Source organism: Streptomyces sp. NPDC059695 (genome assembly GCF_042733785.1).
Classification (GTDB): Bacteria; Actinomycetota; Actinomycetes; order Streptomycetales; family Streptomycetaceae; genus Streptomyces.
Genome location: NZ_JBHWFF010000043.1, coordinates 15,601 through 27,705, shown reverse-complemented (window position 1 = coordinate 27,705; position 12,105 = coordinate 15,601). Strand labels below are relative to the sequence as shown.

General features: G+C 73.2%; 9 protein-coding genes. 4 read left to right on the top strand and 5 right to left on the bottom strand.

All coding sequences use genetic code 11. The features are described from left to right. Positions 1–118 precede the first annotated feature (118 nt). The 4 genes from ACFV2S_RS33765 to eccE all read right to left on the bottom strand — a co-directional run bounded on the left by ACFV2S_RS33765 (position 119) and on the right by eccE (position 7,745). Positions 119–1,951 (bottom strand): ABC transporter substrate-binding protein, encoded by a 1,833-nt coding sequence (locus ACFV2S_RS33765; protein WP_385568362.1) that lies wholly within the window; start codon positions 1,949–1,951, stop codon positions 119–121. A 192-nt stretch (positions 1,952–2,143) separates the two neighbouring features. Then, positions 2,144–5,437 carry an SCO5717 family growth-regulating ATPase gene (locus tag ACFV2S_RS33760; protein ID WP_385568299.1) on the bottom strand — a complete coding sequence of 1,098 codons (3,294 nt, stop codon included), beginning with the start codon at positions 5,435–5,437 and terminating at the stop codon, positions 2,144–2,146. Between the two features lie 230 nt (positions 5,438–5,667). Next, positions 5,668–6,441, bottom strand: coding sequence for a hypothetical protein (locus ACFV2S_RS33755; RefSeq protein WP_385568295.1), 774 nt, complete (start codon positions 6,439–6,441; stop codon positions 5,668–5,670). Then, entirely contained in the window at positions 6,441–7,745 is a 1,305-nt protein-coding gene (gene eccE / locus ACFV2S_RS33750) for a type VII secretion protein EccE (RefSeq protein ID WP_385568291.1), read from the bottom strand. Before eccE ends, ACFV2S_RS33755 begins: the two co-directional genes overlap by 1 nt. A 190-nt stretch (positions 7,746–7,935) precedes the next feature. Here eccE and eccB point away from each other — a divergent pair, with 190 nt between their 5' ends. From eccB to ACFV2S_RS33730, 4 genes are all read left to right on the top strand, one after another. Further along, on the top strand, positions 7,936–9,483 hold the full coding sequence (gene eccB / locus ACFV2S_RS33745; protein ID WP_385568287.1) for a type VII secretion protein EccB: 1,548 nt from the start codon (positions 7,936–7,938) through the stop codon (positions 9,481–9,483). A 13-nt stretch (positions 9,484–9,496) separates the two neighbouring features. Next, positions 9,497–10,762: a type VII secretion-associated serine protease mycosin gene (gene mycP / locus ACFV2S_RS33740; protein WP_385568283.1), complete on the top strand. Its 1,266-nt coding sequence runs from the start codon at positions 9,497–9,499 to the stop codon at positions 10,760–10,762. A gap of 190 nt (positions 10,763–10,952) precedes the next feature. Beyond that, positions 10,953–11,291 carry a WXG100 family type VII secretion target gene (locus tag ACFV2S_RS33735; protein WP_383795834.1) on the top strand — a complete coding sequence of 113 codons (339 nt, stop codon included), beginning with the start codon at positions 10,953–10,955 and terminating at the stop codon, positions 11,289–11,291. Positions 11,292–11,344: 53 nt separating this feature from the next. Next, complete coding sequence (locus tag ACFV2S_RS33730) at positions 11,345–11,635, top strand: WXG100 family type VII secretion target (RefSeq protein ID WP_383795831.1); 291 nt, start codon at positions 11,345–11,347, stop codon at positions 11,633–11,635. Between the two features lie 65 nt (positions 11,636–11,700). Here the strand turns inward: ACFV2S_RS33730 and ACFV2S_RS33725 are convergent, their stop codons facing one another. After that, on the bottom strand, positions 11,701–11,985 hold the full coding sequence (locus tag ACFV2S_RS33725; RefSeq protein ID WP_385568276.1) for a DUF397 domain-containing protein: 285 nt from the start codon (positions 11,983–11,985) through the stop codon (positions 11,701–11,703). Between the last annotated feature and the right edge of the window lie 120 nt (positions 11,986–12,105).

Sequence of the window (12,105 nt, the reverse complement as noted above, 5' to 3'; positions counted from 1 at the left end):
GCCCCCGGGGGGGGGTGTGGCGCGGGGGGGGGGGGGGGGGGGGGGGGGGCCGGGGGGGGGGGGGGCCCGCCCCCCCCCCCCCCCCCCCCTCGGCGGGGGTGCTTGCCGTCGTCACGTACTACTCGCGGTCGTCGGCGGTGGAGCGGCGGCGCATCCCGAGGAAGACGCCGACGCCGACCACGACCACCACGGCCGCGACGATGCCGATGACCACCCCGGTGGACGAGCCGCCGTCGGAGTCCTCGGCCCGGGCCGCGGGCACGGCCGACCACCAGCTCCAGTAGCCGTCCTGGCCCCACAGGTTCCCCGCGGCCTCGGGCATGGTCGTGATGGACCTGATCTGGTCCGTGCGGTACGCCTCCAGGGCGTTCGGATAGGCCATGACGTTCATGTACCCCGTGTCGTACAGCCGGGACTGCATCCGCTTCACCAGATCCGCCCGCTTGGCGGCGTCGTACTCCACCGCCTGCTGCGCGTAGAGCCCGTCGAACTCCTTGTCGCAGATGAAGTTGTCGGTGGCGCCGGAGTCCTTCGGCGTGGCCGGGAGGGTGCCGCAGGTGTGGATCGAGAGGACGTAGTCCGGGTCGGGGTTGACCGACCAGCCGTCGAAGGCGAGGTCGTAGTCGCCCTTGACCCAGGGGTCGGAGACGCTGTCGAGGCACTCGACCTTCAGGCCGATGCCGAGCTTGCCCCACCACTCCTGGAGGTACTTGCCGACCGCCTTGTCGTTGGGGTCGGTGGCGTGACAGAGGATGCGGAGCTCCAGCGGCCTGCCGTCCTTACCGAGCCGCTTGCCGGCGGCGTTCTTCCGGTATCCGGCGGCGTCGAGGACCTGCTCGGCCCGGGCCGGGTCGTACGCCCGCTCCTGCGCGCCCTCCGGCTTCCAGAAGTACGAGCCGAAGCGGGGCGGGATGTACCCCTGGCCCTCGACGGCGTGGCCCTGGAAGACCTTGTCGACGAGGGTGGTGCGGTCGACGGCGAGGAAGAGCGCCTTGCGGACCTCCGGGTCGAGCAGCGCCTTGCTGCCGTTGCCGAACGTCTTCCCGTCCTGGGCCTTCGCGCCCGGGTTGGTGGCGAGGGCGTAGAAGCGGCGGCCGGGGGCGTCGTTGACCTCGATGTTCTTCTGCGTCTTCAGCGCGGCGGCCTGGGCGGGAGTCAGGTTCGGTACGAAGGACACCTCGCCCTTCTGCAGGGCGGCGACGGCGGCGTCCCCGTCCTTGTAGTACTTGAAGACCAGCTCGTCGAACTTCGGGGCGCCCCGCCAGAACTTCTTGTTCGGCTTGAGCTTGATGTACTGGTCGACCTTGAAGTCCGTGATGACGAAGGGCCCGTTCCCGACGATCGGGAAGGTCTTGTCGTTGTTGAACTTCGAGAAGTCGGTGACCTTCTCCCAGACGTGCTTCGGCACGATCGGCACGTCGAGGGCCGTCATCGTCGCCTGGGGCTTCTTCAGCCGGATGACCAGCGTCTGCGGGTCGGGCGCGGTGACCTCGGCGAAGTTGGCCGTGAAGCTGCCGTTGGCGGTGGCGGCGTTCGGGTCGGTCATCATCTTGTTGAAGGTCCAGGCCGCGTCCTCGGCCGTGGCCTGCTGCCCGTCGGACCAGGTCGAGTCCTTGCGGATCGTGTACGTCCACGTCAGCTTGTCGGCCGACGAGGTCCACGCGGTCGCCAGACCCGGGACGGTGTGGGCGTCCTTCGGGTCGTAGTTGGTGAGGTACTCGTACGCCAGCCGGTGGATGCTGGTCGAGGTGAGCTTCTGGGCGAGGAACGGGCTCAGCGAGTCGATGCTCTGCGAGACGGCGACCGTGAGGGTGGTGCCCCCGGACTTCCCGTCCTCCGCCTGGACGGTGCCGGGGACGACGACGAGGGAGCCTGCGGCGAGACCGGTGGCGAGCAGCAGGCGGAGCGCTCTGCGGGCGGGGGCGGGGCGGGGTGGAGCCTTCGTGACCATGACCATGGGACGTGACCTCGCGTCGGAGTTTCTGTCGTGGATCTTGGGCTGACGATGGGTGAAGCGAAGGTGTATCAGCGGTGGTCTGCCGTCGTCAACGATCGCTCAAACCCCTTGTGGTCTGCGGGAACGCCAAGAGGCTCCGTATCGGTGAGCCGATACGGAGCCTCATTGGTCTATTCCTGTGACGCCCTACTGCTGAGGGGCTGGCGGCGCCTGCGGAGGGCCCTGCGGGTCCGCCTGCGGGGGCAGCGGCAGGCCCGGCTGCGGCTCACCGCCTTCCTGCGGCTGCTGCCAGGCCGGCGGCACCCCGGGCTGACCCGGCTGACCCGGCTGCGGCGGGTACGGCTGACCCGCCGGGGGGCCGTACGGCTGACCCGGGACGGGCTGACCGGGGGCGAACTGGCCCGGCATCGGACCCGCCTGGCCCGGCATCTGACCCGGCATCGGCTGACCCGGCTGCGGGTAGGCCTGCGGCGGATAGGCCTGGCCCGGCTGCGGCGGGTACGGCTGCCCGGCCTGCGGCGCCTGGGGAGCGTACGGCTGCCCGGGCACCGGCTGCCCGGGCGCGAACTGTCCGGGCACCGGCTGCCCCGGGACCGGCTGTCCGGGCATGCCCGGCCCCGGCTGGCCCGGTGCGAACTGGCCCGGTGCGAACTGACCCGGCATCGGCTGGCCGGGCATCGGCTGCCCGGGCGGGAACTGCCCCGGGATCTGCTGTCCGGGCATCGGCTGCCCCGGGCCCTGCTGGCCCGGCATCGGCGGGGCCATGTGCGGCGGCATCGCGCCCTGGCCGTCCCCGGTCCACAGCCCCTGCACCTGCTGCGCCCGTACGAAGTCCTCGGCGACCATCGCCGAGAGGTGGAAGTACGCCTCCCGGGTCTTCGGCCGCATCATGTCGAGGTCCACCTCGGCGCCGGCCGCCAGGTGCTCGTCGAAGGGCACGACCACGACACCGCGGCAGCGGGTCTGGAAGTGCTGCACGATGTCCTCGACCTTGATCATCTTGCCGGTCTCGCGGACCCCGGAGATGACCGTGATGGAGCGCTGCACCAGGTCCGCGTAGCCGTGCGCGGAGAGCCAGTCCAGGGTCGTCGAGGCGCTGGAGGCGCCGTCCACGGAGGGCGTGGAGATGATGATCAGCTGGTCCGCGAGGTCGAGGACCCCGCGCATGGCGCTGTAGAGCAGGCCGGTGCCCGAGTCGGTCAGGATGATCGGGTACTGCTTGCCGAGGACGTCGATCGCGCGCCGGTAGTCCTCGTCGTTGAACGTCGTCGAGACGGCCGGGTCCACGTCGTTGGCGAGGATCTCCAGACCCGACGGGGCCTGCGAGGTGAACCGGCGGATGTCCATGTACGAGTTCAGGTACGGGATCGCCTGCACCAGGTCGCGGATGGTCGCCCCGGTCTCGCGCCGCACCCGGCGGCCCAGCGTTCCGGCGTCCGGGTTCGCGTCGATCGCCAGGATTTTGTCCTGCCGCTCGGTGGCGAGGGTCGCGCCGAGCGCGGTGGTCGTCGTGGTCTTGCCGACACCGCCCTTGAGCGAGATGACCGCGATCCGGTAGCAGGAGAGGACCGGCGTGCGGATCAGGTCCAGCTTCCGCTGCCGCTCCGCCTCCTCCCGCTTGCCGCCGAGCTTGAAGCGGTTGGCGGCGCCGGGGTTCCGGCTGGACTTGGGCTTCTGCCTGTTGTTGCGCAGGAGCCGGTCGGAGGAGAGCTCGACGGCCGCGTTGTACCCGAGCGGTGCTCCCGGCACGGAGCGCTCCCGCTGGTCGTGCGTCACGGGCGAGGGCCAGGCGGCACCGGTCCGCGGATCCACCGGCGGCTGACCGTCGTACGGCGGCTGCGGGGCCGGGGCGGCCTGCGGGGGTACGGCTCCGGGGTGCGGGTAGCCGTATCCGCCCGGTCCCTGAGTCTGCGGCGGGACGGCGCCGGGGCGCTGCGGGTAGCCGTAGCCGGCCTGCTGCGGGGGCGTCTCCGGCTGCGGGAAGCCGTAACCGCCCTGCGGGGCCGGGGGCTTCGGGGTCGGGTGTTCCTGCGGGGCCTGCGGCGCCGGCGGGTAGCCGTAGGCGCCGGGCGCCTGGGGCTGGGCCTGGGGCGGTACGGGGCCGGGCGCGCCCGGCCCGGGAACCTCCGGCGGCGGCCAGGCGGCGGTGGGCGGCAGCGGCTGGGCGCCCGGGGCGGGCTGCGCGGGCCACTGCTGCGCGGGTTCGGGCGCGGCCGGCTGGAAGGACGGGGGCAGCGGCGGCAGCCCGCCGCCGGGCGGGGCGCCCGGGGCCGGGTACGGCGCGGGGTACGGACCGGGCGCGGCGGCCTGGGGGGCCGGGTACGGGGTGCCGGGGAACGGTCCCGGGGCGCCACCGGGCAGCTGACCGGCGGTGTCGTAGGGGCCGGGGGCCGCGCCGGGACCGAAGCCCTGCGGGACGTCGGCGACGGGCTGGGCGGCGGGGAGGGGAGTGGCGGCGGCGCCCGACCCGGGCTCCGCGCCGGAGACCGGAGCCGAGGCCGTCTCGGGCAGGGGGGCGGAGGGCGCGGCCGGCTCGTCCTGCGGGGCCTCGGCGTCACCGGCGGCCTCGGCCGTCCCGGCGGAGCCCGTGGCGTCCGTGGCGTCCTCGGCGTCCGACGTGCCGGACGTCTCGGCGGCCGGGGCATCGTCCGTGCCGTCGGCGGCGGTCCCGGTCTCGGTCGCCTCCGCGGCGGGGGAGTCCGGAGCGGAGTCCTCGGCGACGTCCGGGCTCTGCGTGCTCTCCGCGTCCGCCGTGCCTTCCGCGGTCGCCGTGATCTCGGCGTTCGCCGTGTTCTCCGCGTGCTCGGCGTTCTCCGCCGTGCGCTCCTCGATCTCGCGCTGGAGGGCGGCGGGGGAGAAGCGCACGGTGGCGCCGCTCTCGACGTCCCCGCCCCCGAACGAGGCCGCGGGAGCGGGCGTCTCCGGCGCGGGCGCCGGGACGGGCGGCAGCGAGCCGCCTGCCACCGAGGCGTCCGGCGCGGGCGCACCACCGGGCACCGCCCCACCGGACACGGGCGTACCGGGGACCGGCGCGCCGACCGGAGGAACACCGGGAGCGGGAGCGGCGACACCCGCGGGGGGAGCGGCCACCGGCGGAACCGCCGCCGGAGGCACCGCGGCGGTCGGCTGGACCGGAGCGGTCGGCTGGACCGGGGCGGGGGCGACGGGGGTGACGGGCGCGACCGGCGGGGCCGCCGGAGCGGGAGCCGCCGGGACCACCGGCGGGGCGGGCGGCGCGACGTTCCAGCCGGGCTCGAAGCCGCTGCCCGCCGGGACGCCGGGCACGGGGAGCGGCGCTCCGCTCGGCGGCGGGGGAGTGACACCGCCCGTCCCCGCACCGCCCGACGCGTTCTGCGTGTACCAGGCGGGCGGGGTGTAGTCGATGGTGAACTCACCCGTCATCTCGGCGGGATCCGCGTCGGACTGATCGTCGGCGGGTGGATTCCAACCCCCGTGGATCTCGTCGCGATCGCCGTTCACTTTGCCTCCTGGTGTGGTCGAGCACCCTTGTGCCGTTGTGGGCGGGGCCCTTCCACCCTAATCGCCGCGAGCCGCCCCCGGGCAGGCCCGACGAGCCCTCCGCGCCCGCCTCCACGACCCGTTCCGGGCCCCAAGTGACCCGGCCGCGCCGCAGAGTGAGAACCCCCACCGTTCAAAACGATGCAAAAACGGACGTACTTGAGCGATCCCGTGTCGGGGGGGGGCGCCGTTCAGTCCATCCGGCGCGCGGCGCCCAACAATCCGGTCTCGGCGTCCGTCGCCTGCGTCATCACGAACTGGCGGTCGCCCGGCGTGCACCAGAGGGTCACCCCGTCGGCGAGCGTGGACAGCGCCTCGTACTCGTGCTGCGGAAGGCTCATGATGCGGCCGATCTGGGCCGCCTCGTCCGGGGACACCCGCTGGACCCCGACGAGCGAGGACTTCTCCAGGAGCCGGGGCGCGACCGGGCTCAGGTACGGCAGCAGCGTCACCACCGACTGCCAGGGCGCCGACACCACGCGGCCGCGCGGCGGCCGCATGCCGCAGTCGCGCACCACGACCACCGGACTGCCGGCGGACGCGCCCTGCGGCGGCACCCGGCCCACGTCGTGCAGCGTGATGCACGGCTGGCCGCCGCCCGCGGCCTGCGCGAGCGCCGTCCACGCCGGCGCGCGGCCGGTCTCGACCGCCACCCGGGCGCCCGTCGCCGCCGCCCGCAGGGCCAGCACCTGCGCGGTCCACAGACCGCCGATGAGGGTCACGTCGTACGGGACGGGCCGGTTGATGCCGAGCACGGCCGGGCGGTTCTCAGCGTCCACGCCGATCACCATGCCGTCGTCCCCGACCGGCAGGGCCAGCGCCTCCAGCTGCTCCAGGGGGACGGAGTGCCGGTCGCGGCGAGGGCCGACGAGCCCGAAGCCGAACCGGGGCCGCGCGGCCCGCCCCGTACGCGGAGCGGAGGACGCGCCCGAGGCCGGTGACGTACCGAAGGAGGCGGTGGACATCAGCGCGCACCCCCCAGCGGAAGCGTCGCCAGGATGCCCGGCACCTGTTCCCGGTCGAGACGCACCAGACCCGTCCTCACTCCGCGCGCCGCCCGCTCCAGCTCGTGCCGCGCGGCCACCAGTTCCTCGTCGCTGCGCCCGGTGATCCGCACGTGTCCGGTCACCGTCACCTCCTGCCGGTCCCCGCCGCTCAGCGTCAGGCTGAACGTCGTCGCGAGCGCGGGCAGCGAGGTCAGCAGGGCCACCAGCTGCGGCATCGACGCGCCCGCGCCGCCGCTCCGGCCGCCCAACTGGGGCCAGCGCCCCACCCAGTACGTCGTGTGCCGCCGGTCGTCCACCCGCCAGGTCCGCGCGGTCTCCTGGGTCCGGCGCCCCTGCGCCTGCCCCCGGCCCGCCTGCGCGATCGCCATCGGGCTCGCGCAGCTCGACGTGGCCAGCGCGGCGGTCAGCTCCTGCTCCGTCAGCACGCTCGCCCGGAAGCCGGCGCCCGCGAGGCGGCTCGCCAGCTGGTCCGCCGCCCGCACCACGCACTTCTGCGCGCCGGTCATGCCGCCGCCGCGGGCGGCGACCGCCTCCGGGCAGAGCTCGGGGTCGAGCTTGAGCGCGATCCAGGTGATCCGGACCGCGGGCGACCCCGTCTGTGCCTGGAGCGGACCGTAGTTGCGGGCGGCCATCGACTGCGCGGGCAGGTGCGGCGCGGGCGCCGGCTGCGTGTGCTGCACGACCTGTGCCGACTCCAGCCGGATGCCGTCCACGCTCAGCACGTCCCGGACGAGCCCGACGGGCAGCGGCCGTGCCGCGCGGTCCGGACGCAGGGCCGTGCCGTCCGACTCGACGCGCAGGACGGCGGTCAGGAAGGTGCCGTCACCGACCATGCCGACCGGACGCCGGTCACGGTCGCTGTACGCGTACGTCCGCAGCGCGGGGTCGCACTCCACGAGCGGCGCCAGCCCCGGCTCGGTGCCCTCCGGCACCGTGAACGAGGAGGCCCGGCGCGAACGGGCGCGCAGCGCGAGGAAGGTGCCGAGCCACTCGGGCAGCGAGCGCCGGTGCCGGCGGACCACGGCCAGCAGCACCAGCACGACGGCGACGACGCCGGCGGGCACGAGGAGCATCGGCTCGACGACCCAGGCGAGCAGCAGCAGCGCCGCGGCCACCTCGATCAGTACGAGCTGTTGCAATCGGAACGAACCGAAGTGTCCGGGTCGTGCCTGGAGTCTCGGTGAGACCGCGGGGGCAGGCCCCGCGGAAGGGGGTGTGGAGGCAGCGGCCGCGCCGGGCCGCCTCCGCCTCGCGGAAGCCATGATGGAGAATCCCCCTCAATTCGTCCCGATGACCCTGGCCCGCCAGGGCTTTGGCGGCCGGATCACCCTACCCGCCCCACGAACCCCACGGGACAGCAGGCATAGTAGGGGGCCGGTCCGAAGGCCGGGGCCCGGGTGTCACCACCCCGGGGCTCCCGGCGAAGATCGCGCCTGACGAGAATGGGGACTCATGGCATCGCGGCGGGACGAGCTCAACGCATACACCTTTGCGAAGAAGCGCACGGTGGCGGCATTCCTCCAACCCTCGCCCTCCGGTACGGAGGAGGGGGCCCCGAAGCCGCTGCGCGCCGTCGTCCCCGGCCTGATCGTCGCCGCACTCGTCGTCGCCGGATTCGGCGCCTGGGGCATGTTCAAGCCGACCGCCCCCAAGGGCTGGGACACCCCCGGCACCCGGGTCATCGTCGGCAAGCAGTCGACGACCCGGTACGTCGTCCTGGAGACCGGCACGGGCAAGGACAAGAAGGCCCTGCTCCACCCCGTCCTCAACCTCGCCTCCGCCCGCCTGCTGCTCAACCCCGACCAGTTCCAGGTCATCCAGGTCGACGACAAGAAGCTCGACGAGGGCACGCCGCCGCGCGGGCCCATCCTCGGCATCCCGTACGCCCCCGACCGGCTGCCCGTCGCGGAGGACGCCGGCAAGGCCAAGCGCTGGGCCGTCTGCGAGCAGCCCGGCGGCGGGAAGGGCGCCAGCGTCCAGAAGGCGACCTTCCTCTTCGCCGACCGCGACGCCAAGCGGACCACGGGCGCCAACCAGCTGAAGGACGGGCAGGTCCTGTACGTCAAGGGCCAGAAGGGGAACGCCCAGTTCCTCGTCGACCACACCGGCACCAAGTACCCGGTGAGGGCCGACCAGCCGGTGCTCCTGACCGCCCTCGTGGGCCTCAACACGAAGCCGCAGGCCGTCACCGACGACTGGCTCGCCACCCTGAAGACCGGCGACCCGATCGACTTCCCGCACATCGACGGCCGGGTCGGCGATCCCGCCGGCATCCCCGGAAACACCCTCACCGGTACCGAGAACCGGATCGGCATGGTCCTGCGCGCCCAGACCGGTGCCGGACCCCAGGACTACGTCGTGCTCGCCGGCAAGGTCCAGCCCGTCACGCCCTTCACGGCCTGGCTGCTCATCAACTCCCCGCAGACCGGCGTCCTCGACATGGACGGCGAGCGCGGAACCGTCGACGCGTCCTCCTTCGTCCCGGACCCCACCGTCTTCCACGGCGGCGTCCACTGGCCGACGCTGCAGTCCAGCAAGCCGATCAACGCCTCCGCCGGCGCCGACGCGCGGGACACGGTGTGCAACGTCCTCAACGCCGTCGACGAGAAGGGCGGCACCACGCTCACCACCTGGGCCGGCACCGACTACCCCGCCGACATCACGGCCGGCGGCACTAGCACGTACGTCACCCCCGGCACCGGCCTCCTCTACACGCAGATCCAGGGCAGGCAGAAGGAGGCCAACGGCTCCCTCTTCCTCGTCACCGACACCGGCCTGCGGTACGCCGTCCAGGCCAACGGCGACAGCGACTCCAAGCGCTCCAAGATCGGCGCCGGCGAGCAGAAGCAGACCGACGGCCGCCCGGAACCCAGCGAGGCCCAGAAGCGTCTCGGGTACGAGAAGGTGACCCCGGTCCTCGTCCCGATGGAATGGTCGGAGTTCCTCTCGAAGGGCCCGCGACTCGACACCAACAGCGCGCGCCAGCCGCAGGGTTCCTGAGGAGGTGGCACCGGTGACGACGACGTACCGCGCGGCCGCCGCGCTCGCCGCGGGCACCCTCGCCGCCCTGCTCGCCGCTCCCGCCGCGGCCGCCGCCCCCACCCCGCGGGGACAGGACGGCCCGGCCCTCGACGGCAGCGGCGAGTGCACCTTCCCCATGAAGAAGCAGATCGAGGGCGTCCCCTGGCCGCTCCAGCGGGTCCTCCTGGACGAGCTGTGGCAGGACACCAAGGGCAAGGGCGTCCGGGTCGCCGTCATCGACACCGGCGTCGACGACGTCAACCCGCAGCTGCGCCCCCCGGCCGTCGACGCGAAGTCGGGCAAGGACTACCTCAAGCCCGACAAGAACAACCCCTCCTACGGCGACGACAAGCGCGGCAAGACCGACGGCACCGTCGACGAGGTCGGACACGGCACCAAGGTCGCCGGCATCATCGCGGCCCGTGCCCGCAACGGCACCGGCTTCGTCGGCATCGCCCCCGAGGCCACGATCATCCCGATCCGGCAGAACGACGAGAAGAACAGCGGCAAGTCCGACACCATGGCGCAGGCGATCGACCACGCCGTGGACAAGGGCGCCGACGTCATCAACATCTCCCAGGACACCACCCAGCCGCTGGGCCCGGACTCGCCGATGGCCAGGTCCGTGGCGAAGGCGATCGCCAGGGGCGTCGTCGTGGTCGCCTCCGCGGGCAACGACGGCATGGACGGAAGCTTCAAGAAGACCTACCCCGCCGCCTTCCCCGGAGTCCTCGCCGTCGCCTCCTCCGACCGGAACAACGAGCGCGCCGCGTTCTCCCAGTCCGGGGACTTCGTCGGCGTCGCGGCGCCCGGCGTCGACATCGTGTCCACCGTCCCCGGTGGCGGCCAGTGCGTCGACAACGGCACCAGCTTCTCCGCCCCGTACGTCGCCGGCATCGCCGCCCTGCTGAAGGCCAAGTACCCGGACTGGAGCGTGGCCCAGATCGTCACCCGGATCGAGCAGACCGCCGTCCGCTCGATCAAGGGGCGTGACAGGTACGTCGGTTGGGGCGTGGTCGACCCGGTGCGGGCCCTCGCCGACCAGCCCGGCACCCCCGCCTCCTCGCCCGTGCCCGACCCGGGCCCGCCCAAGCCGCCGGCGCCCGAACCGGCCCGTCTGGCGCTGTCGGAGACGCCCCAGGAGCGCTCCGAACGGCTCGCCACCTACACGTTGGGGATCGGAGGTGTCCTGGTCGCCGTGGTCGCCGGGACCGCCACCGTGATCCGCGACAGCCGCCGCAGGAGGGAGGCCCGGTGACGCGCGTATCGGTCAAGTATCGGGACCTTCCTTTGCAGTTGGAACTGCCGCCGTCAATGGCTACAGTGACCGCTGGGGGCACGGCAGTGCGAACCCAGCACGGGGGCGGCATCAGAAGATTCCCGTCCGCATCAAGACCGGAAGGCGCGACGGCCGGGCCGTCGCAGCCGCCGAAGGAAGAAGGGGCAAGATGTCGAAAGACCTGAACGTAACCAGTGCCGAACAAGTCAAGCTCGCCGGCCGGATCCAGGACTTCTCCGACGAGCTCCAGGCCCGCATCACCTCTCTCAACAGTGTGGTGGACCGCGTTCAGGCGGGCTGGCAGGGCGCTGCGAGCAAGGAGTACGACCGGGTCCAGAACGACCTGAACCAGCGCCTGCGCAGCATGCGCGCCGAGCTCTCGAAGCTCGAGGAGATCATGCGCATGAGCGCCGACGGGTTCTCGCAGCAGGAGGAGGACCGTCTGCGGTCCTTCCGTCAGATGGACAGCAGCTCCGGTGGTGGCCAGAGCGCCATCCTGGGCGTCTGAGCCGTCCGACCCGACCAGTCCTCCGCGCCACTCTCACTCCAGGAGTCATCACCATGACCACTGCGGTCAATTACGACACCGTGACGCAGGCGGCCGCCGACACCCGCCTCACGTCCACCACGCTCACGCAGAAGCTGGAAGACCTCATGGCCGAGGTCAACCGCGTCGCCTCCAACTGGGAGGGCGAGGCGAAGATCGCGTACCGCGAGAGCCAGGACCGCCTGACCCGCGACATGTCCGGCATGAACCAGGACCTGGCGCGCATCGCCAAGCTCCTCGACGAGTCGGTCGTCGGCTACCAGGACACCGACAAGGGCAACGCGGCGCGCTTCCGCATGATGTGAGTCCCCGCCCGCACGCATGAGGGGTGGCCCGTTCCCACGGGCCACCCCTCACGTGCGTCCGGACCTCACCGCAGGTCGAACTCGCCGTCCCTGGCGCCCAGGACGAACGCGTCCCACTCGGCCTTCGTGTAGCGCAGCACCGTCCCCTTGTCGAGGGACGAGCGCATCGCCACCGCGCCCGCGGGCAGCCGGGCGATCTCCACGCGCTCCTCGTCCGGGCTCGTCCCCGGAGCGCCCTCCCATTCCACGCCCGAGATGTCGAGCGCGTACAGCTCCTCCTTCTGGCGCTCCTTCTCGGCGGCCAGGGCGGCGTCCGCGCTCTCGGTGGTGGTCTCGGCGGCGTCGGTCATCGGCGCTTTCCCTTCGCGGTGGTACGACGGAGCGGGGGGGGGCCCCCAGCCTGGGCGGTTGCCCTCGCCCCGGGGCGCGTGGGGGCCGGACGCTGCCGGCACGCGCCCCAACCACCCACA

What these genes read in the sequence shown, in the direction of transcription:
- ACFV2S_RS33765 (WP_385568362.1), bottom strand. Translation starts at nt 1,951, where the DNA reads ATGGTCACGAAGGCTCCACCCCGCCCCGCCCCCGCCCGCAGAGCGCTC.
- ACFV2S_RS33755 (WP_385568295.1), bottom strand. Translation starts at nt 6,441, where the DNA reads ATGTCCACCGCCTCCTTCGGTACGTCACCGGCCTCGGGCGCGTCCTCC.
- eccE (WP_385568291.1), bottom strand. Translation starts at nt 7,745, where the DNA reads ATGGCTTCCGCGAGGCGGAGGCGGCCCGGCGCGGCCGCTGCCTCCACA.
- eccB (WP_385568287.1), top strand. Translation starts at nt 7,936, where the DNA reads ATGGCATCGCGGCGGGACGAGCTCAACGCATACACCTTTGCGAAGAAG.
- ACFV2S_RS33735 (WP_383795834.1), top strand. Translation starts at nt 10,953, where the DNA reads ATGTCGAAAGACCTGAACGTAACCAGTGCCGAACAAGTCAAGCTCGCC.
- ACFV2S_RS33730 (WP_383795831.1), top strand. Translation starts at nt 11,345, where the DNA reads ATGACCACTGCGGTCAATTACGACACCGTGACGCAGGCGGCCGCCGAC.
- ACFV2S_RS33725 (WP_385568276.1), bottom strand. Translation starts at nt 11,985, where the DNA reads ATGACCGACGCCGCCGAGACCACCACCGAGAGCGCGGACGCCGCCCTG.